Here is a 20670-nt window from a genome sequence, read left to right as displayed (position 1 = left end):
TTGCCGCCGGCTTCATGCCGCCGTGCCCGCCGACAGCCGGCCGCGTGCCACGCAGGTCGGCCCGCGCCGCACCTCGAAGGCGAGCGCCGCGCCCTGCTCGCGCAGCAGCACCCGCAACGCACTGCCCGGGCCCACCGGGGCGAGGAACTTCACCTCGTCGAGGCTCGGCGTGGCGCCCACGCGCGCCTGCAGCGCCGGGCGCGTGGCCAGCGCCTGCAGCACCAGGTCGAGCAGCGCCACGCCGGGCAGCACCGGCTGGCCCGGGAAGTGGCCCTCGAATGCCGGGTGGTCGGCCGGCACCTCGAAGCGTGTCTCGCCGTCGAGCTGGGCGCGGGCGAACTCCTCGAGCGTGCGCGCGCCGAGCTTGCCGGTGGCCTCGCGCGGCAGCGCGTCGACATGGATCACGCGGCGCGGCACGAAGGCCGGTTCGAGCCGCTCGCGCAGTGCCTGGATCACCTGCGCCTCGCTCAGCGCGGGCGCGACGACGAAGGCCACCGGCCGCGTCACGCCGTCGGCCTGCTCGGGGGGCATCCAGAACGCGCCGTCGTCCACCCCCTCGATGCGGTTGAGGTGGAAGTTCAGGTGCGCCAGCGAGCTGCGCTTGCCGGCCACGTGGATCAGGTCGTTGGCGCGCCCGAGCAGGCGGAAGTGCCGCTCGTCCTGCAGCTCGAGCACGTCGGCCAGCGGGGTCGGCTCGGTGACGTGGCCGCCGGCCACCAGGAAACGCTCGTCCTCGCCCTCGCCCTCGCGCCACAGGTGCAGCGCACCCAGCGTGGTCCAGGTCGGGCCGTCGGTGGTGCGGCGCGCCGCCACCTGGCCGGCCTCGGTGCAGCCGTAGATCTCCACCAGGCGCGCGTCGAGCGCCTGCTCGGCCTGCGCGGCCAGCTGCGGCGACAGCGGCGCGGTGGCCGAGAGCACGAGCGCGGCCGGCGGCAGCGCCACCCCGGCCAGCAGCAGCGCCTTCAGGTGGAACGGCGTGGTGACCAGCGCTCGCGGCGCCGGCAGGCGCGCCAGCCCGGCGGCAATGTCGGCCGGGTAGAACGGCCGCCCGGCGTCGAAGGCGGCGCCGCCCAGCAGCGCCAGCAGCACGCTCGACTCGAAGCCGTAGCTGTGCTGCGCCGGCACGGTGGCCAGCACGTTCAGCCCGGCGATCGAGTCGCGCCCGAGCAGCTCGGCCAGGCGCTGCGCCTCGGCGCCGATGTTGGCCACCAGCGGGCCCCAGCGCTTGACATGCGGCTGCGGCGGTCCGGTCGAGCCCGAGGTGAGCAGGCAGACGGCCTCGAGGTCCGCGCTCAGCAGCGGCACCGTGCGCGCCGGGGCCAGGCCGGCCGGCCGGGCGACAGCGAGTGCCGGCAGGCCGGCCGCGTCCTCGGCCGGATCGTCGTGCAACACGACGATCCGGCCGTCGCTGCCGAGCTGCTGCAGTGTCTCGGGCAGCGCATTGGGCGGCATCAGGCTGGTCTGCCCGCGCAGCAGCGCGGCGGCCAGGCCGAGGGCGAACAGGTAGCGGTCGCGGCACAGGTTGACCGGGCGTGCACCGGGCGGCAGGCGCTCGGCCAGCCATTGCGCCTCGGCGATGAACTGCGCGGCGCTGACCGGCACGCCGGCGCACCAGGCGAGCGGCGCGTCCAGGTCGCGCGGTGCGAGCAGCGGCAGCGCGGCGCTCATCGGCCCCCGGGCGCGCGCGTGGCGCCGAGTTCGCGGTAGGCCCGCACCGCCTGCACCAGCGAGGCGCGCTCGAATTCGGGGTGGCGCCAGCGCCGCAGCAGGTGCTCGCCGACGAAGAAGCTGCCGGCGGCCAGCGGCGTCAGCAGGTTGCCGAACAGCGACCACCACGGCCAGGGCGCGAGCACGTAGAGGGCCAGCGAGAGCAGGATCATCGCCACGAAGTAGGCCGCCCACAGCGCGGTGAGCCGGCGCGTGTAGGCGCGCATCGCGGGCGTGAACTCGCGGTGGATGCGCTGCGCCAGCGCGGTGATCAGCGGCGTCTGGCCCTCGCGCAGCGTGTTGCCGAACAGCCAGGCGAGCGCCGCATGCATGCCGGCATGCTGCAGCACGTAGAGGCGGTTCATGTCGCCGCTGCGGCCGGCCAGCGTGAGGGCGGCCAGCAGTCCCGCCAGCAGCACGGCGGCCAGCAGCAGCAGGTGCCGCCCGGCCTGCAGCCCGGCCAGCGCCAGCATCCCCAGCAGCGGCGCGAACAGCGCGACCACGGTCAGCGGATGGCCGGGTGCATGCGCCATCAGGCCGTGGCACAGCAGCGCATAGGCCGCCAGGGCCGCCAGCGCTGCCGCCAGGCGCCAGATCGGCATCCGGCCCCTACTTCGTCCGGTGCTGCGCGACGTGGGCCGCCAGGCTGCGCAGCGAGCTGAAGATGACCTCGTTGTTCTCGTCTTCCGAGCGCAGCTGGAAGCCGTAGCGCTGCGAGATCTCGAGGGCGACTTCGAGGATGTCGATCGAGTCCAGGCCCAGCCCGTCGCCGAACAGCGGCGCGGTCGGGTCGATGTCGGCCGCGGCCGTCTCGAGGTTCAGCGCCCGGACGAACAGTTCCGCCAGCTCGCGCTCGAGCCCGCCCGCGTCGGCGACAGGGGCCACGGCGGCGGCGGAAACGGGTTGCGGCGAGGTCACGGGGCTCTCCCTGTAATGCTGGGGCAGTGCTGCCCGACGACGCGCGATTGTAGTGGCGCCCCCGCGACGGCCCGGCCGCGCGGGCGTGGTTCAAGTCACGTCGACGAAGGGGCGCACCGCGGCCAGCAGCCGCTCGACGTAGGGACCCTTCTCGCCCACCGGCGCGGCGTAGTGCAGCGCCGCGGCGGCGGCCTCCTCGCCGGCCTTGCGCAGCATCATCCAGGCGGCCAGGTACTGCGCGGCCAGGCAGCCGCCCGCGGTGGCGATCGGCCCGCGGGCGTGGAACGGCGCATCGACGACCCGCACGCCGGCCTCCACGACCCAGGGCTTGCTGGTCAGGTCGGTGCAGGCCGGCAGGTCGGCCAGCAGGCCGAGCCGGGCCATCAGCAGCACGCCGGAGCACTGCCCGGCGATCAGCTGGCGCAGCGGGTCGAGCTGCAGGCGGTCGAGCAGCGCGCTGTTCTGGGCGATCGCGCGGGTGTAGATGCCGCTGCCGAAGATCACCGCGTCGGCCTCGCTGGCGAACTCGAGCGGGCGCTGCGCCTGCACCGTCACCCCGTTCATCGAGGTGACGTGCGAGGTCGGGCTGGTGATCTCGGCCTTCCAGCCCTGCGCGCCCAGGCGGTTCAGCAGCCCGAGCGCGATGAACGAGTCGAGCTCGTTGAAACCGTCGAAGGTCAGGATCGCGACCTTCACCGGATCAATCTTCAAGCAGCGACCGGAGCATCCAGGCCGTCTTTTCGTGCACGTCGAGGCGCTGGGTCAGCAGGTCGGCGGTCGGCTGATCGTCGGCTGCCGCGGCCAGCGGGAACACGCTGCGCGCGGTGCGTGCCACCGCCTCGTGGCCGTCGACCAGGATCCTGACCATCTCCAGCGCCTTGGGCGGCTTGGCCGGCGCGTCCTTGATCGAGGCCAGCGCGCCGAACTGCGCGTACGAACCGGGTGCCGCATGCCCGAGCGCGCGGATGCGCTCGGCGATCGGGTCGACCGCGTTCCACAGCTCGGTGTACTGGCCCATGAACATCGCATGCAGCGTGTTGAACATCGGCCCGGTGACGTTCCAGTGGAAGTTGTGGGTCGTCAGGTACAGCGTGTAGGTATCGGCCAGCAGGCGCGACAGGCCGGCGGCGATCGCCGCGCGGTCCTTGTCGCCGATGCCGATGTCGATCGCCGGGCCGGCGCTCTTGCTCTTCTTCGCCATCGAGGCTCCTGATCGGAAGGTGGGGACGACCCGACACTGTAGCGAAGTGTCGCCGCCGGCGGGCGGGGTGGGTTCTCTCGCGGCGTCAGGCGGCCGGCCGGCCGCCTGCACCGTCGGTCAGGCGCCTGACGCCGGCCAGCGGGCAGGCGTAGATCGCATTGCGCAGCGCGGCGATCGCCTCGTAGCGCGTGAAGGTGCGGCGCCACACCAGCACGACGCGGCGGGTGGGCACCGGCGCGCTGAACTTGACGTACTTGACGTGCGGCTGCGGCTCCTTGGGCACCGAGAGCTGCGGCACCACGGTCACGCCCATGCCCGAGGCGACCATGTACTTGATGGTCTCCAGCGACGACCCCTCGAAGCTCTTGCGGATGCCCTCGGCGTCGCTGGAGAAGCGCGCGTACTCCGGGCAGACCTCGAGCACATGGTCGCGGAAGCAGTGCCCGGTGCCCAGCAGCAGCATGGTCTCGTTCTTCAGCTCCTCGGCCGTGAGGCTCTTGCGCCTGGCCAGCGGGTGCTGGCTCGGCACGGCGGCGAGGAAGGGCTCGTCGTACAGCGGCGCCACCGCCAGGCCGGCGTCCGGGAAGGGCTCGGCCATGATGGCCGCGTCGAGCTCGCCGGTGCGCAGCATCTCCAGCAGCTTGGCGGTGAAGTTCTCCTGGATGATCAGCGGCATCTGCGGCACGCGCTCGATCGCCTGCTTCACCAGGTCGGGCAGCAGGTAGGGCCCGATGGTGTAGATCACGCCCAGGCGCAGCGGGCCGGACACCGGGTCCTTGCCGCGCTTGGCGATCTCCTTGATCGCCTGGGCCTGCTCGATGACGGACTGCGCCTGGCGCACGATCTCCTGGCCGAGCGGCGTGACGCTGACCTCGCTGGCGCCGCGCTCGAAGATCTTGACGTCCAGCTCCTCCTCGAGCTTCTTGATCGCCACGCTCAGGGTCGGCTGGGAGACGAAACACGCCTCGGCGGCACGGCCGAAGTGCTTCTCGCGGGCCACCGCGACGATGTAGCGCAGTTCGGTGAGCGTCATGGCTGCGCAGGCTCCTAGGACTTCGCCGGACGCTGCAGGGTCTCGAGACGGGCCAGGTCCAGGCCGTCGACGAACTTCTTCAGCGAGGCCGGGTCGACCCCGTTGCCGCGCGCCTCGACGATCACGCCGTTGGGCAGGATCACCGTCACCTCGCCGTGCGAGCCGTCCTTGCGGTACTGCTCGCGCACCGTGCGCGTGCCCTGCTTGTAGACCTTCTCGACCTGGCCGTCGGTCTCGCGGTCCACCGTCATGTTGGCCCAGCCGGCCACCCCGGCCAGGCCGGCCAGGCTGCCCATGTCGGTGATGCTGAGCTCGACGCGCCGGTCGCCGCCGGCATAGCGCCCGCGCGCCGACGAGCTGGCCAGGCCCATGGCCGCGTTGTTCTGCGCCTCGAAGCTCTCGCGCGCCAGCCCGCCGAGCGTTTCGGGCAGCAGCGCCTTCAGCTCGGCGGCCGGGATCGGCTGGCCGCCGGTGCCGCCGACCGCGCCCATCATCTCGCCCAGCGCCTTGCCGGCGGCGTCGCTGTCGCCGCGCTTTTGCGCCTGCTCCATGCGCTTGCCGGCCTCCTCCATGCGACGCGCCATCTCCTCCATCTTGCTGCCGTCGATGCGCACCTCGCCGCCGGGCACCTTGAGCGCCACGTCGGGCTGGGCGCCCCAGCCGCCGAAGCCCATGTGCCGCCCCGGCAGCGCCGTCGCGGTCAGCGCCGAGATCACCAGCATCGCCACGAAGCCGATCACCACCACCACCGCCGTGTAGGCGACCGACTTCTCCGGCGGGTTGCGCATCAGCACCGGCAGGCCGAGGTAGATCAGGTAGATCGAGTACAGCGAGGCCAGCAGGCCCAGCACCGAGAGCATCGGCAGCAGGCTGAACACGCCGCCGACGAAGCCGGCCGTGCTGCCGTAGGCGACCAGCTTGAGCGCCGCGATCGGGTTCTTGGTGCCGCCGAAGCTCGGCGCCAGCGCGTCGACGATCAGCGCCAGCACGTACACCATGCCCAGCGACAGCGCGTAGCTCAGCACCATGTGGCCGATCCCGGCGAACAGCGGCACCCGGAAGCCGAAGCCGAAGCCGCCGACGCCGATGATGGACAGGCCGATGAAGGCGGCCACCGGCGGGATGGCGGCGACGATCAGCAGCCACTGCTGGTAGATCGAGGAGACCGTGGCGGGCTCGGCAGCGATCGCCGGCCAGGTGTCCTTGGGTTTGAGCAGGATGTCCTGCGCACGCTGGATCAGGTTCATGGGCGTGGCCCTCGTTTCGGTGTGAAGGGGGGGCGCCGCCACCTGCCTCGTGAGCGCCTGCGCAGCGGCCGCGCATCCTAGCTTGGTGCGCGCTGACGGGCACCCCCCGGGTTTCACGCCTTCAAGTACTCCGAGCGCTGGCCCAGCCAGCGGGCCACGTGGCGCTCGGCGGCGTCGGGGTCCTGCACCAGCAGGCGTTCGGCGGCCCGCCGGGCGGTGCGCACCAGCGGTTCGTCCAGCGCCAGGTCGGCGAAGCGCAGCAAGGGCGCGCCCGACTGGCGCGCGCCGAGGAACTCGCCCGGGCCGCGGATGTCCAGGTCGCGGCGGGCGATCTCGAAGCCGTCGGTCGTCTCGAGCATGGCCTTCAGGCGCGCCTTGGCGGTGTCCGACAGCGGCGTGCCGTACAGCAGCACGCACACGCTCGCCTGCGCGCCGCGCCCGACCCGGCCGCGCAGCTGGTGCAGCTGGCTCAGCCCGAAGCGCTCGGCATGCTCGACCACCATCAGCGAGGCGTTGGGCACGTCCACGCCGACCTCGATCACCGTGGTCGAGACCAGCACCGCCATCTGGCCGCCGGAGAACAGCGACATCACGGCCGCCTTCTCGGCCGCCGGCATGCGGCCGTGCAGCAGCCCGACCATGCGCTCGGGCAATGCGGCGCAGAGCTGCTGGTGCGTCGCGGTGGCGTTCTGCAGGTCGAGCTTCTCGCTCTCCTCGATCAGCGGGCAGACCCAGTAGACCTGGCGGCCGGCAGCCACCTCGTCGCGGATGCGCGCGACCACCGCGTCGCGCCGGCTGTCGGCGAACAGCTTGGTCACCACCGGCGTGCGGCCGGGCGGCAGCTCGTCGATGGTGCTGATGTCCAGGTCGGCGAACAGCGTCATCGCCAGCGTGCGCGGGATCGGCGTCGCGCTCATCATCAGCGTGTGCGGTTCGAGCGGGCCGTCCTCGAGCTTGGACCGCAGCGCCAGGCGCTGCTGCACGCCGAAGCGGTGCTGCTCGTCGATGATCGCCAGGCCCAGGCGCCGGAACGCCACCTGGTCCTGGATCACGGCATGGGTGCCGACCACCAGCGCCGCCTCGCCCGAGGCGACCTGCTCGAGCATGGCGCGCCGCTGCCGGCCCTGGCGGCTGCCGGTCAGCCAGGCGACGCGGACGCCCAAGGGCTCGAGCCAGCCGACCAGCTTGCGCAGGTGCTGCTCGGCCAGGATCTCGGTGGGCGCCATCAGTGCGCACTGCCAGCCGGCCTCGATCGCCACGGCAGCGGCCAGCGCCGCCACCACCGTCTTGCCCGAGCCGACGTCGCCCTGCAGCAGGCGCTGCATGGGCTGGGGCCGGGTCAGGTCGGCCGCGATCTCCTCGGCCACGCGGCGCTGCGCCGCGGTCAGCGCGAACGGCAGTGCGGCCAGCAGCCGCTCCTGCAGGCCGCCGGGCCGCACCGGGAAGGACGGCGCGCGCTGCGCCTCGCGCGCCCGGCGCGCCTGCAGCTGCGAGAGCTGCTGGGCGAGCAGCTCGTCGAACTTCAGGCGCTGCCAGGCCGGGTGGCTGCGGTCCTCGAGCGTCTCGACGCCGACCTCGCGCGCCGGGTGGTGCAGGAACTGCAGCGCCTCGCGCAGCGGCATCAGCCCGGCCGGCGCCAGGCCGGGCGGCAGCAGCTCCGCCAGGTCGGCGCGCGCCAGGCCGGAGGCCACCGCCTTGCGCAGGTAGGCCTGCGGCAGCTGCGCGCTGGCCGGGTAGACCGGCGTCAGCGCGCTGGGCAGCGGCTCGCCCTCCTGCACCACGCGCACCGCCGGGTGCACCATCTCCTGGCCGAGGAAGCCGCCGCGCACCTCGCCGCGCACACGCAGCCGCACACCCGGGGCCCAGGCCTTCTGCTGGGCCGGGTAGAAGTTCAGGAAGCGCAGCACCAGGGTGTCGCGCCCGTCGGCAACGGTCACCACGAGCTGGCGGCGCGGGCGCAGCAGCACCCGGCTGTCGCTGACCACGCCCTCCACCTGCGCCGTCGTGCCCTCGCGCAGCGTGGCCATCGGCACCAGCCGCGTCTCGTCCTCGTAGCGCAGCGGCAGGTGCAGCGCGAGGTCGATGTCGCGCACCAGGCCGAGCTTTTCCAGCGCCTTCTGCGGGCCGGACTTGCTCGGTGTCTTGGCGCTGGCGTCGGGCATGCGGGCGATTCTCGCCGCGGGCCCGGGCGTGATGCCTTGCCGCGCTTCGTGGCGCGCCGCACGCAACCGGCGGACTATTCGCATCCGGTTGCATCCGGCGCGGGGAAAGCGCTTCGGATGGCGCCACAATCGCGCCCGTTCCCTGCGTTGCTGCCGCCGCCATGCGCTTCGTCACCCGTGTCGCCATCGTCCTCGCCGCCGTGATCGCCTTCAGCGTGCTCGCCGCGCTGGCCTGGGACAAGTCGGACGTGCGGGCCCAGCAGGCGCCGGCGCTGCCCGGCGCCCAGCGCTGACCGGCGTGACCCACGCCGCCCGGGCCTGGACGCTCGCGGACTTCGATTTCGAGCTTCCCCCCGAGCTGATCGCCCAGCACCCGGCCGCCGAGCGCAGCGCCTCGCGCCTGCTCGACGGCCGCGCCGAGGCCCCAGTCGACCGTGTGTTCAGGGAGCTGCCCGCCCTGCTCGAGCCCGGCGACCTGCTGGTCTTCAACGACACGCGCGTGATCAAGGCGCGCCTGCTCGGCCGCAAGGCCAGCGGCGGGGCGGTGGAGGCGCTGGTCGAGCGGGTGCTGCCCGGCCGCGAGGTGCTGGCCCACCTGCGCGCCAGCAAGTCGCCCCGGGCCGGCGCGCTGCTGCGCTTCGCCGACGCGTTCGAGGCCGAGGTGCTCGGCCGCGGCGGCCCGGAGGATTCGCTGTTCCGCCTGCGCCTGCCCGAGGACCCGTTCGTGCTGCTCGAGCGCCACGGCCACGTGCCGCTGCCGCCCTACATCACGCATGCCGACGACGCCGAGGACGAGCGCCGCTACCAGACCGTGTTCGCCGCCCGGCCCGGCGCGGTGGCTGCGCCGACCGCGGCCCTGCACTTCGACGCAGCCTTGCTGGCGGCACTGGCCGGGCGCGGCATCGGCCGCGCGAACGTCACGCTGCATGTCGGCGCCGGCACCTTCCAGCCGGTGCGCAGCGAGACCATCGCCGAACACCGCATGCACAGCGAGTGGTACGAGGTGGGCACGGCCACGGTCGAGGCGATCGAACGCACGCGCGCCGCGGGGGGGCGCATCGTGGCCGTGGGCACGACGACGCTGCGTGCGCTCGAGTCGGCTGCGCTGTCCGGCACGCTCGCACCCGGCAGCCGCGAGACCGACATCTTCATCACGCCGGGCTTCCGCTTCCGTGTCGTCGATCGGCTGGTCACCAACTTCCACCTGCCCCGCAGCACGCTGCTGATGCTGGTCAGCGCCTTCGCCGGCCACGCGCGCATGCGTGCGCTCTACGCGCATGCCGTGCGCGAGCGCTACCGCTTCTTCAGCTACGGCGACGCGATGCTGCTGTCGCGCGACGACACGCTCGCCGCTCCGGGCTGACACAGCGCTGCTCCAGGCTGGCAATTTGCCGATGGCGGTTGACGGCCGTCAACGGTGGGTCGACCCCGCTTCCTAGCATGGCCTCGAAACCACCCCTCGAGGAGCTGCCATGAAGACTGCATTGATCACCCTGCTCGCCGCGCTGCCGGTGGCCTCGATGGCCGCCGGCAACGACGACGCGATGCTCAAGCTCGCCGCCACCAGCGGCTGCCTGACCTGCCACCAGGTCGAACCCGGCGGCAAGGGGCCGGACGGCCTGCCGCCGGTGGGCCCGTCCTGGCGCGAGGTGTCGCTCAAGTACCGCGGCACGAAGGGCGCCGCGGACCAGCTGACCCACATCGTGATGACCGGTTCGAACCCCTACGACAGCCACTGGAAGGGCAAGGCCAGCGGCCTGGCCATGCCGCCCAATGCGGTGGCGATCAAGGAGGCCGACGCGAAGCAGCTGGTCGGCTGGATCCTCGCGCTCGGCCCCGCCAAGAAGTAGCCGGGCGCGGCGGCGCTTATCCGGGCTTGGCCGCGGGGCCCGGCCGGTAGCCTCGCGGCATGCTGCCCGTGTCGCTGCCCGGCCTCGTGCGCCCGTTCCTCGCAGCGGCGCGCCGTGCCGTGCTGGCCGGGTCGGTGGCGGCGCTGCTGCCGCCGGCCGCGCCGGCGGCCGAGGTGGACCCGGCGGCCGACGAACTGGCCGCGGTGCTGGCGCAGCCGGTGGCGGGCTCGTCGCGGCTGGCGGCGCCGGCCAAGGTCGACCAGGATGCCGCCGAGGCGCCCAGCCTGGTCTACGTGCGCACCGGCGGCGAGATCCGCGCCCAGGGCTACCGCACGCTGGCCGAGGTGCTGGAGAGCCTGCCCGGAGTGCACCTGCGCCAGGACCGCGCCTACACCTACGTCGGCGTGCGCGGCGTGGAGCGGCCGGGCGACTACTCGTCGCGCCTGCTGCTGCTGATCGACGGCGCGCGGGTCAACGAGGCGATCTACGACTCGGCCACCGCCGGGCGCGAGTTCCCGCTCGACGTCGGGCTGATCGACCGGGTCGAGTTCATTCCCGGCCCCGGCTCGGCGCTGTACGGCACGAACGCGGTGCTGGGCGTGGTCAACATCGTCACGCGCGGGCCCTCGCAACTGCCCGGCGCGGCCGCCACGTTCGAGCTGGGATCGCTCGCGCGGCGCAAGTTCGGCGCCACCTGGGGCGGCGACCTCGGGCCGACCCGGGTGCTGCTCGGCATCGCGGCCGAGCGCGCCCGGGGCCACGCCAGCCTGTACTTCCCCGGCTACGACGACCCGTCGAGCCACCACGGCTGGGCGATCGGCCGCGACGGCGAGCGCCACGACAAGCTGTTCGCCAAGGCGCGCTGGGGCGGCTGGAGCCTGACGGCGGTGCTGTCCGAGCGGCTCAAGGACGACCCGACCGGCGCCTACGGCGTGCTGTTCAACGAGCGCAGCGACTCGCTGGACCGCTACGGCCTCGCCGATCTGTCCTATGCGCAGCGGCTGAACGATGCGCAGGAGGTCCATGCGCGGCTCGGCCTCGGGGTCTATGCCTACCGCGGCTTCGGCCTGTACGCGCCCGCGGAGGCCCCGGTGCCCGGTGTCACCCATGCCGACGCGCGCTGGATCGCCGGCGAGCTGCGCCACGTCTGGAGCGGCTGGCGCGGGCACCGCCTGCTGCTCGGACTGGAGTTCCAGCACAACACGCGGCAGCGCCTGCACGCGGCCGATCTCGAACCGGCGCCGCAGGTCTACACCGACATCACGATGCGCTCGGTGCGCTACGCGCTGTTCGTCAACGACGAGTGGCAGCTCGCGCCGCGCTGGCGCCTCAACCTCGGCACCCGCGCCGACCGCCAGGTCGATGGCCGCACGACCGCCTCGCCGCGGATCGCCGCGCTCTGGTCGGCCGCGCCGGCGTGGACGCTCAAGCTGCAGCGCGGCAGCGCCTTCCGCGAGCCGAACGCCTCGGAGACCGGCTACCAGGACAGCGGCCAGGCGCTCGGCACCACGTTGCGGGCCGAAGCGCTGCGCTCGAGCGAGCTGACGGCGCTGTGGCGCCCGTCCGCCGCCCTGGACGCCAGCCTGACCTGGTACCGGCTCGACCTGAGGGACTCGATCAACTTCGTCGACCTGCCCGGCGGCCAGCAGGGCTACGCGAACACCGGCAGCGCCCGCGCGCGCGGCGTGGAGCTGGAGGCCACCTGGCAGGTCGACCGCGCGCTGCGCCTGCGCGGCAGCTGGGCTCGCCAGCACACGCGCGACCTGACCACCGGCGCCGAGCTGAGCGACGCGCCGCGCTCGCTCGCCAAGCTGATGGCCACGCTGGCCGGCCCCTGGCCCGGCAGCACGTTCGGGCTGAACCTGCTGCGCGTCGGCGAGCGCCGCACGCTGACCGGCGCGCGGCTCGAGCCCTACCTGCGCCTGAACGTGCAGGCCACGCTGGCACCGCCCGGGCAACCCGGGTCCGTCGCACTGGGCCTGTACAACCTGGCGGACACGCACTACGCCGATCCGGCCGGCCCGGAGCACCGCGACGACACGCTGGCGCAGGACGGGCGCAGCGTGCGGCTGCAGTTCGGCTGGACCTTCTGAGATGGGCTCGCGGCCGCGCCACCTGCTGCTCGCGCTGGCCGCCGTCGTGTTCGCCGCGCAGGCCCAGGCACCGGCCAGCGAGGCCGAGGCCAAGGCGAAGTTCGCCGTCACGCTGGCCCGCTTCGTCCAGTGGCCGGCCGGCACCTTCGCCTCCGAGAGCGCGCCGCTGCGCCTGTGCGTGCTGCAGGACAGCCCGGCGGTGGCGGCGGCCTTCGCCGGCCAGCGCGGCGTGCCGGTGGCCGGGCGGCCGCTGGCCGTCCACCTGCTGGGCCCGGGGGCGCCCACCGCCTGCGACCTGCTGTTCGTCGACGGCAGCGCCGCACGCTCCTACGCCGTCGCCGCGGGCGAGGCGCCGATGCTGACCATCGGCGCGCTCGACGGCTTCCTGTCGCGCGGCGGCATGGTCGAGCTGGTCAACGTCAACGACGCGCTGCGCTTCGACGTCAACCTCAAGGCGCTGCGCGCCGCCCACCTCGGCCTGTCGGGCCAGGTGCTGAAGCTGGCACGGCAGGTGCGCGAATGAGGGCCGCGCTGCAACGCCGCGTGGCCACGCTGTCGCTGCAGCGGCGCCTCACCTGGCTGGTGGCGCTGTGCGCCGGGCTGACCGCGGCGCTCGGCATGGTCGCGGTGGCCTGCACCGGCTGGTGGCTGCAGCAGGAGCGCGCGCGCGAGGATTCGCACGAGGTGGTGCTCACGCTGGCCTACGCGCTGCAGGCCTCGCTCGCCTTCGACGACGCCAAGGGCGTGGCCGACACGCTGGCGATGCTGCGTGCCCGGCCGGAGATCGTGGGTGCCTGGGTGCACGATGCGCGCGGCCGCGTGGTCGGCCGCTACGGCAGCGGCGAGCCGCCGGCGCCCGACCGGCCCGGCGGCCTGGCCAGCGGACGCCTGACGGCCAGCCAGGACGTGCTGCTCGACGGCGTGATGATCGGCCGCGTGACCATCACCAACGAGCTGTCGCGCCTGTGGGCGACGCTGCTGCTGGCGGTCGGCGCGATGGGCGCGGCCAGCCTGCTCGGCTTTGCCGCGACGGTGCTGGTGGCGCGCCGGCTGGCCGGGGCCATCACGCGCCCGGTGGCGCAGCTGGCGCGGGTGGCCGGGCAGATGGCGGCCGACCCGGCGCGTGCGCGGCCGCTGGCGCGCGGCGGCGGCCTGGAGGTCGGCGCCGCGGTCGACGCCTTCAACCGCATGCTCGACGAGATCGCCAAGCGCGACCGCGCCCTGCTCGACGCCAACCGTGCGCTCGAGCGCCGCGTGGCCGAGCGCACCGAGGCGCTGCGTCACGAGAAGGAACGTGCCGAGGCCGCCTCGGTGGCCAAGACACGCTTCCTCGCCAACATGAGCCACGAGCTGCGCACGCCGCTGAACGCGGTGATCGGCGCGGCCCAGCTGATGCAGGGCCAGGAGGCGCAACCGCCCGGCCAGGCGCACCTGGTGGAGGTGATCCGCCAGAGCGGGCTGAACCTGCTCGGCCTGATCGAGAACGTGCTCGACCTGGCGCGCATCGAGACCGGTGCGCTCGAGCTCGCGCCGGAGGACTTCAACCTGCTCGACTGCGCCGAGGCCGCGGTGGCCACCGCGGCGGTGCCGGCGCGCCTGAAGGGGCTGCAGATGGCGGTGATCGTCGACCCGGCGCTGCAGCTGTGGCGCCACGGCGACCCGCTGCGCCTGCGCCAGGTGCTGCTCAACCTGCTAGGCAACGCCGTCAAGTTCACGCTGCGCGGCGAGGTGGTGCTGCGCGTGGAGGCCGGCCCACGGCCCGGCGCGCTGCGCATCGTGGTCAGCGACACCGGCATCGGCATCGGAGAGGGCTCGCTGGAGCAGGTCTTCAAGCCCTTCCGCCAGGCCGACGACGGTGCGAACCGGCGCTTCGGCGGCAGCGGGCTGGGGCTGGCGATCTCGCGCCAGCTGGTCGAGGCGATGGGCGGCCGCATCGGCGTGCGCAGCCGGCTCGGCGCGGGCTCGACCTTCGGCATCGAGCTCGAGCTGCCGGACGCCCGCGTGCTGCCGACCCCGCCCGGGCCCCTGCGCCAGGCGGTGCTGTACTGCGAGCCGCACGAGGCCGGTGCCGCCGCCCTGGAGGCCCAGCTGGTGCGCCTGGGCTGCAGCGCGCAGCGCTGCCGCACGCCGGACGATCTCGAACGGGCGCTCGCCGAGCATCCCGCGAGCGCGCCCTGGTTGCTGGTGGCGCTGGACGACGCGCGGGCCGGCGACCTGCTGGCCGCGGCGGCTGCGCGGCTGGACGCGCAGCGCGTGATCGGCCTGTCGGGCGGGGAATCGCCCGAGGTGCAGGCGCTGCGCGAGCGCTTCGGCGTCGCGCGCAGCATCGTCAAGCCGGTGCTGCGCTCGGCGCTGGTCAGCCGCCTGGGCGCGGCGGCGTCCGTGCGCTCCCCGGCCGGGCCGGCCGGGGCCGCCGACGCCGGCGCGGCGCATGCGCCGCACGTGCTGGTGGTCGAGGACGACCGGGTCAACCAGGCGATCGTCTGCGCCATGCTGCGCCACGCGGGCTTCCAGGCCAGCACGGCCGACGACGGGGCCCAGGCCCTCGCCCTGCTGGCCGCCGAGGACTACGACCTGGTGCTGATGGACTGGCAGATGCCCGACATGGACGGCCTGGAGGTGACCCGGCGCCTGCGTGCCGGCGCGGCCGGCCGGCACGGCAAGACCGTGCCGATCGTCGCGCTCACGGCCAACGCCTTCGTCGAGGACCGCGCCGCCTGCCTGGCCGCGGGCATGAACGACTTCCTGACCAAGCCGGTGCTGGCCGCCAGCCTGGAGGCCAGCGTGGCGCGCTGGACCGTGCATGCGCGCCGAGCGCCCGAGGCGCCGCCCTCGCTTTTCGGCGAGCTGCACGTGCTGCCCTGAGCGCCGCGGCGACAATCGCCGCATGCTCACGTTCGAACTGCTGCGCACCGAAGGGCTGGCCCGCCGCGGGCGGCTGACGCTGACCCACGGCGTCGTCGAGACGCCGGTCTTCATGCCGGTGGGGACCTACGGCACCGTCAAGGGCGTGCTGCCCGCCTCGCTCGAGGCGATGGGCGCGCAGATCATCCTCGGCAACACCTTCCACCTGTGGCTGCGCCCGGGGCTGGAGGTGCTGCGATCGTTCGGCGGGCTGCACCGCTTCGAGGGCTGGAGCCGGCCGATCCTGACGGACAGCGGCGGCTTCCAGGTCTGGTCGCTCGGCGAGATGCGCAAGATCAGCGAGGAGGGCGTGAAGTTCGCCTCGCCGGTCAATGGCGACAAGCTGTTCCTGACACCCGAGGTCAGCATGCAGATCCAGCATGTGCTGAACAGCGACATCGTGATGCAGTTCGACGAGTGCACGCCCTACGAGACCGCCGGGCATGTCACCACCGAGAAGGAGGCGCGTGCCTCGATGGCGCTCAGCCTGCGCTGGGCGGGGCGATCGAAGGCCGAGTTCGCGCGGCTGGAGAACCCGAACGCCCTCTTCGGCATCGTGCAGGGCGGCATGTTCGAGCACCTGCGCGAGGAGTCGCTGGCGGCGCTGGTCGAGCTCGACCTGCCCGGCTACGCGATCGGCGGCGTGAGCGTGGGCGAGCCCAAGGAGGACATGCGGCGCATCGTCGCGCACACCCCGCATCGCCTGCCGGCCGCCAAGCCGCGTTACCTGATGGGCGTGGGCACGCCGGAGGACCTGGTCGAGGGCGTGGCCTGCGGCGTGGACATGTTCGACTGCGTGATGCCGACCCGCAATGCGCGCAACGGCCACCTGTTCACCCGCTTCGGCGACCTGCGCCTGCGCAACGCACGCTACCGCAGCGACCCGCTGCCGGTGGACGAGAGCTGCACCTGCCACACCTGCGCGAACTTCAGCCGCGCCTACCTGCACCACCTGGACCGCTGCGGCGAGATGCTCGGTCCGATGCTGGCCAGCATCCACAACCTGCACTACTACGTGAACCTGATGCGCGAGGTGCGCGAGGAGTTGGATGCCGGCAACTTCGCGGCGTTCGCGCAGCGCTTCGCGGCCGACCGGGCACGCGGCATCGGTTGACGCCGGTCAGCGTGCGTCCGCGGCGGCGCGGCCAAGATGCCGCGCCATGGACAACTCCCCCGCTCCCCACGACGCCGACGTGCTCGTGATCGGCGCCGGCCCGAGCGGGCTGGCCCTGGCGCTCGCGCTGGCAGATGCCGGCCTGCGCAGCGTCGTGTTCGACGGCCAGGACGAGGCCGCGCTGGCCGACCCGGCGCCCGACGGGCGCGACATCGCGCTGACGCACCGCGGCCAGGCCATCCTGCGCCGCCTCGGCCTGTGGGACGCGTTCCCGCCCGGGGAGGTGGCGCCGCTGGTGCGCGCGGCGGTCTACAACGCGGCCGACCCGGCACCGCTGCGCTTCGACCCGGCCGGCTCGGGCGAGTCCGAGCTCGGGCACCTCGTCGCCAACCACGTGATCCGGCGTGCCAGTTGGGCCGCGGCGCGCTGGCACGAGGGCATCGCGCTGCAGCCCGCGACCCGGGTCACCGCGCTGCAACTCGAGACCGACGCGGCCAGCGTGCACACCCGCAGCGCCGACGGCGGCGAGCGCTGCTGGCGCGCACCGCTGCTGGTGGCGGCCGACAGCCGCTTCTCGGCCGCGCGCCGCCAGGCCGGCATCGGCGCGGCCATGCGCGACTTCGGGCGCAGCGTGATCGTCTGCCGCATGGCGCACGAGCGGTCGAACGAGGGCGTGGCGCAGGAGTGCTTCCACGAGGGCCACACGCTGGCGGTGCTGCCGATGAACGGCGGCTGCAGCTCGATCGTCGTCACCGTGCCGGCCGACCGCGCCGCGGCGATGATGGCCTGGCCGGAGGCCGAGTTCGTCGCCTGGGTGCAGGCGCGTCTGGGCGGGCGGCTCGGCGCGATGACGCTGCAGGGCACGCGCCACCTCTATCCGCTGGTGGCGGTGTATGCGCAGCGCTTCGTCGCGCCGCGCTTCGCGCTGGTCGGCGATGCGGCGGTGGGCATGCACCCGGTCACCGCGCATGGCTACAACTTCGCGCTCTACGGCGTGGAAGCGCTGGCGCAGCAGCTGGTGCAGGCCCGGCGTGCCGGGCGCGACCTCGGCCGGCTCGAGACGCTGCTGCCGTACGAGACGCGCCACCGGCGCGAGACGCTGCCGATCTACCTCGGCACCAACGCCGTCGTCGGCCTGTTCACCGACGACCGCGCGCCGGCGAAGCTGCTGCGCAGCGCGGTGATCCGCGTCGCGGACCGCCTGAACCCGCTGAAGAGCGCGATCACCCGGCGGCTCACGGACCGAGGCCGGGCGCTGTCGGCCTGAGAACCTCGTCGCGCGGCGCCGCCAGCAGCGCCGCGACCCGCTCGCGCAGCAGCGTCGGGCTGACCTGCGCCGCCGGCACCGGGGTGTCGGCCACCAGGCCGACCGGGCTGAACAGGCCGCGCCGGAACGGCTTGCTCATCGCGTCGCCCTCGATGCGCGAGAAGAACGAGCCCCACAGGTTCTGTAGCGCCAGCGGCACCACCGGCACCGGGTTGGCCTCGAGCAGCTTCATCACGCCGCCCTTGAACTCGCCGAGGCTGCCGTCGCGCGTGATCGCCCCTTCGGGGAAGATGCACAGCAGGTCACCCGCATCGAGCACCGCGCGGGCGCGCTCGAAGGCGCGTGCGTAGGTGGCCGGGTCCTCCTTCTGCGGCGCGATCGGGATCGCCTTGGCGAGCCGGAACAGCGCCCCCAGCACCGGGATGCGGAAGATGCGGTGGTCCATGATGAAGGCGATCGGCCGCGGGCTGGCCGCCATCAGCAGCACCGCGTCGACGAAGCTGACGTGGTTGCACACCAGGATCGCCGCACCCTCGGCGGGAATGTGCTCGTCGCCGCGCACGCGGAAGCGGTACACGAGGTGCGTGGCCACCCAGGCGACGAAGCGCAGCAGGTACTCAGGCACGAGCAGGAAGATGTAGCCCGCGACGAGCACGTTCAGCAGCCCGGTGATCAGGAACAGCTGCGGCACCGTGACGCCGGCCTTCAGCAGCAGCGCCGCCATGCCGGCGCTGGCGATCATGAACAGCGCGTTGAGGATGTTGTTGGCCGCGATGATGCGCGAGCGGTGGCTGGCCGGCGCGCGCAGCTGGATCAGCGCGTACATCGGCACGCTGTAGAGCCCGGCGAACAGCGCGAGCAGCAGCAGGTCGGCCAGCACGCGCCAGTGCGCGCCGACGCCGGCGAACTGCGCCAGCGAGAGCGCCGCACCCCCGTGGGCGAGCCCGCGCGAGGCGAAGTACAGGTCGATCGCGAACACGCTCATGCCGAGGGCGCCCAGCGGCACCAGGCCGATCTCGACATGCCGGCGCGAGAGCGTCTCGCACAGCAGCGAGCCGATCGCGATGCCCACCGAGAACACCACCAGCAGCAGCGAGGCGACCTGCTCGTTGCCGCCCAGCACGTCCTTCGCGAAGGCCGGGAACTGGGTCAGGAACACCGCGCCGAAGAACCACATCCACGAGATGCCCAGCAGCGAGCGGAACACGACGAGCTGGCCGTGCGCGAGCCGCAGGTTGCGCCAGGTCTCGGTGAACGGGTTCCAGTTGATCGCGAGCGTGGGGTCGGTGGCCGGCGCGCTCGGCACGAACTGCGCCGCCACGCGCCCGAGCACGGCCACGCCCAGGCAGCTCCAGGCCACCACCGTGGGCCCGGTGCCCGGCAGCGCGATCAGCAGCCCGCCGGCCACGTTGCCCAGCAGGATCGCGACGAAGGTGCCCATCTCGACCATGCCGTTGCCGCCGGTCAGCTCGCGCTCGGCCAGGTGCTGCGGCAGGTAGGCGTACTTGACCGGGCCGAACAGCGTCGAGTGCAGGCCGAGCAGGAAGGTGCAGGCGAGCAGCGACGGCACGTGGCGCTGCGTGAAGCCGTACAGCGCGATGACCATGATCACGATCTCGAGCGTCTTCACGAGCCGGATCAGGCGCGCCTTGTCGAACTTGTCGGCCAGCTGCCCGCTGGTGGCCGAGAACAGCAGGAAGGGCAGGATGAAGAGCGCCGCGATCAGCTGCACCACCAGCGCCGGCTCGAGCCCGCCGGCCGCGCCGGTGCCGTAGGTGACCAGCACCGTGAAGGCGAACTTGAACAGGTTGTCGTTGCCGGCGCCGAGGAACTGGGTCCAGAAGAACGGCGCGAAGCGGCGCTGCGCCAGCAGCGCGAACTGGTTGGGATGCGGTTGGCTCACTGGATCACCTGGGCCGGGCTGCCGAGACCGCTGCGATTCAACCACGCGAACACGGAGTCGACGGTGACGGTCTCGATGCGGTCCGCGAAGCGCTTCTCGTTCGGATGGTCGTCGAAGGTCACGTTGGCACGCGCCACGCGGGCGCCCAGGCGGGTCAGCGGCCCGAGGTGCAGCGTGCTCGGCTCGTAGCCCTGCAGGCGCAGCCAGGCCTGGGCACGCGTGCGGTCGGTCGCACCGGGCTCGGCGGCCAGCGCGAGGGTCTCCAGCGCCCACTGGTTGGACTGCTGGTAGCGCTGCGCCCAGGGGTAGGCCACCATGCTGTAGTCACCCTGGTGCAGGCGGGCCACGCGGCCGTCGTCGAGCAGCAGCGGCAGCAGCTTGGCCTGCAGCGCAGGCTCGGGCACCACCCAGCCGGCGCGGTACTCGAACGGGTCGTCGAGGAAGAACTCGCCCAGGCCCTGGCGGTACAGCGCCGCCTGCGCGCTGCCGCACTCGTTGAGCTTGTGCACCACGCGCCAGTGCGCGCCGTCGCGGTAGGCGAAGCCGAGGTGCGACCAGGCCAGGCCGTGGCGCCGCAGGTCCTGGCCGGCACGCGCCAGCAGCACCACCTGCGCACCGCTGGCCTCGAGCGAGCGTGCCGTGCGCTCGGCCAGCGCCAGGCCGCGCTGCACGGACTCGACCGTCGGCGGCTGCGCCTCGCAGGAGCGCCCGGCCTGCGCATGGCCCAGCGCGGCGGCCAGCAGCAGCGCGATCGCGGCGCGCCTCACGGGCGCACCCGCTGGTGCGCCAGCAGCGCCAGGCCGCGGTCGTTCGGCACCAGGGCCAGCACGCGGCCGGCCTGAGACAGCAGCCAGCCGGCGGCGACCGCTGTCACCACCAGCGTGCTGCCGGTGGCCACCGAGGCCTGGCCGGCGAGGCGCACGCTGGCGCGCGAGCCGTCGGCGGCGCGCTCGAGCAGCCAGGTCGTGCCGTCGGCCGAGGCCTGCACGCCGACGACGGTCAGCTCGGTGGCGCCGGCCACCAGCAGCGAGGTGGCCGTGGCGGACAGGGCCACCGGCAGCACCGAGGCCTCGCTGGCCTCGGAGGCATCGGCCGCGCGGGCGGCGTTCAGGCTCAGGGTCAGCACGAGGCCGGCGAGCAGGCCGCGCAGGCGGCGGTTCGGAGTCAGGGTCATGGGGCGTGACGAAGTGGACAGGCCCCCATGTTCCGGTGTGGCGGATGCGGTATCCACCCCCTCCCGCGAGGGTTGCAGCGGGTGCCGCCGGCGGTAT

The 20670-nt window shown here is 73.5% G+C and carries 19 protein-coding genes; 8 read left to right on the top strand and 11 right to left on the bottom strand.

What is annotated here, in order from left to right; genetic code table 11:
- Positions 1–12 precede the first annotated feature (12 nt).
- The 8 genes from D9C15_RS14940 to recG all read right to left on the bottom strand — a co-directional run bounded on the left by D9C15_RS14940 (position 13) and on the right by recG (position 8268).
- Complete coding sequence (locus D9C15_RS14940) at positions 13–1668, bottom strand: ApeI family dehydratase (protein WP_127998554.1); 1656 nt, start codon at positions 1666–1668, stop codon at positions 13–15.
- On the bottom strand, positions 1665–2309 hold the full coding sequence (locus D9C15_RS14935; RefSeq protein ID WP_127998551.1) for a COG4648 family protein: 645 nt from the start codon (positions 2307–2309) through the stop codon (positions 1665–1667). Before D9C15_RS14935 ends, D9C15_RS14940 begins: the two co-directional genes overlap by 4 nt.
- Positions 2310–2316: 7 nt before the next feature.
- A complete protein-coding gene (locus tag D9C15_RS14930; RefSeq protein ID WP_164886736.1) occupies positions 2317–2592 on the bottom strand; it encodes a phosphopantetheine-binding protein in 276 nt (91 codons plus the stop codon).
- Between the two features lie 123 nt (positions 2593–2715).
- Entirely contained in the window at positions 2716–3321 is a 606-nt protein-coding gene (locus tag D9C15_RS14925; protein ID WP_127998549.1) for a DJ-1/PfpI family protein, read from the bottom strand.
- A 4-nt stretch (positions 3322–3325) separates the two neighbouring features.
- Positions 3326–3826 (bottom strand): Dps family protein, encoded by a 501-nt coding sequence (locus D9C15_RS14920; protein ID WP_127998547.1) that lies wholly within the window; start codon positions 3824–3826, stop codon positions 3326–3328.
- 85 nt (positions 3827–3911) lie between these two features.
- On the bottom strand, positions 3912–4859 hold the full coding sequence (locus D9C15_RS14915; protein WP_127998545.1) for a hydrogen peroxide-inducible genes activator: 948 nt from the start codon (positions 4857–4859) through the stop codon (positions 3912–3914).
- Positions 4860–4873: 14 nt separating this feature from the next.
- Positions 4874–6106 (bottom strand): Yip1 family protein, encoded by a 1233-nt coding sequence (locus tag D9C15_RS14910; RefSeq protein ID WP_127998543.1) that lies wholly within the window; start codon positions 6104–6106, stop codon positions 4874–4876.
- A 113-nt stretch (positions 6107–6219) separates the two neighbouring features.
- Positions 6220–8268: an ATP-dependent DNA helicase RecG gene (recG, locus tag D9C15_RS14905; protein ID WP_127998542.1), complete on the bottom strand. Its 2049-nt coding sequence runs from the start codon at positions 8266–8268 to the stop codon at positions 6220–6222.
- A 161-nt stretch (positions 8269–8429) separates the two neighbouring features.
- Between recG and D9C15_RS34350 the strand changes: the two genes are divergently transcribed.
- The 8 genes from D9C15_RS34350 (at position 8430) to ubiM (ending at position 17496) form a co-directional block, all read left to right on the top strand.
- A complete protein-coding gene (locus D9C15_RS34350; RefSeq protein WP_259372604.1) occupies positions 8430–8561 on the top strand; it encodes a hypothetical protein in 132 nt (43 codons plus the stop codon).
- A 5-nt stretch (positions 8562–8566) separates the two neighbouring features.
- A complete protein-coding gene (queA, locus tag D9C15_RS14900) occupies positions 8567–9631 on the top strand; it encodes a tRNA preQ1(34) S-adenosylmethionine ribosyltransferase-isomerase QueA (protein WP_127998540.1) in 1065 nt (354 codons plus the stop codon).
- A 109-nt stretch (positions 9632–9740) separates the two neighbouring features.
- A complete protein-coding gene (locus D9C15_RS14895) occupies positions 9741–10118 on the top strand; it encodes a c-type cytochrome (RefSeq protein ID WP_127998538.1) in 378 nt (125 codons plus the stop codon).
- 59 nt (positions 10119–10177) lie between these two features.
- A complete protein-coding gene (locus D9C15_RS14890) occupies positions 10178–12211 on the top strand; it encodes a TonB-dependent receptor plug domain-containing protein (RefSeq protein WP_127998536.1) in 2034 nt (677 codons plus the stop codon).
- Between the two features lies 1 nt (position 12212).
- A complete protein-coding gene (locus tag D9C15_RS14885) occupies positions 12213–12734 on the top strand; it encodes a YfiR family protein (RefSeq protein WP_127998534.1) in 522 nt (173 codons plus the stop codon).
- Positions 12731–15076 carry a response regulator gene (locus D9C15_RS14880; RefSeq protein WP_127998532.1) on the top strand — a complete coding sequence of 782 codons (2346 nt, stop codon included), beginning with the start codon at positions 12731–12733 and terminating at the stop codon, positions 15074–15076. The genes D9C15_RS14885 and D9C15_RS14880 overlap by 4 nt, the downstream gene beginning before the upstream one ends.
- A 22-nt stretch (positions 15077–15098) precedes the next feature.
- Positions 15099–16229, top strand: coding sequence for a tRNA guanosine(34) transglycosylase Tgt (gene tgt / locus D9C15_RS14875; protein ID WP_127998530.1), 1131 nt, complete (start codon positions 15099–15101; stop codon positions 16227–16229).
- Between the two features lie 46 nt (positions 16230–16275).
- A complete protein-coding gene (ubiM, locus tag D9C15_RS14870; protein WP_127998528.1) occupies positions 16276–17496 on the top strand; it encodes a 5-demethoxyubiquinol-8 5-hydroxylase UbiM in 1221 nt (406 codons plus the stop codon).
- Here ubiM and D9C15_RS14865 read toward each other — a convergent pair.
- The 3 genes from D9C15_RS14865 to D9C15_RS14855 are packed head-to-tail and all read right to left on the bottom strand — an operon-like array spanning position 17465 to position 20573.
- Positions 17465–19399 (bottom strand): MFS transporter, encoded by a 1935-nt coding sequence (locus D9C15_RS14865; RefSeq protein WP_127998526.1) that lies wholly within the window; start codon positions 19397–19399, stop codon positions 17465–17467. The two genes, ubiM and D9C15_RS14865, sit on opposite strands and share 32 nt — an antisense overlap.
- Entirely contained in the window at positions 19396–20166 is a 771-nt protein-coding gene (locus D9C15_RS14860) for a DUF2145 domain-containing protein (protein WP_127998524.1), read from the bottom strand. Before D9C15_RS14860 ends, D9C15_RS14865 begins: the two co-directional genes overlap by 4 nt.
- Positions 20163–20573: a hypothetical protein gene (locus D9C15_RS14855; protein ID WP_127998522.1), complete on the bottom strand. Its 411-nt coding sequence runs from the start codon at positions 20571–20573 to the stop codon at positions 20163–20165. The genes D9C15_RS14860 and D9C15_RS14855 overlap by 4 nt, the downstream gene beginning before the upstream one ends.
- Positions 20574–20670 lie beyond the last annotated feature (97 nt).

Source organism: Piscinibacter defluvii (assembly GCF_004011805.1).
In the GTDB taxonomy this organism is placed as follows: domain Bacteria; phylum Pseudomonadota; class Gammaproteobacteria; order Burkholderiales; family Burkholderiaceae_C; genus Piscinibacter; species Piscinibacter defluvii.
The sequence above is the reverse complement of the archived record's forward strand: the minus strand, read 5'-3'. Positions and strand labels throughout refer to the sequence as shown.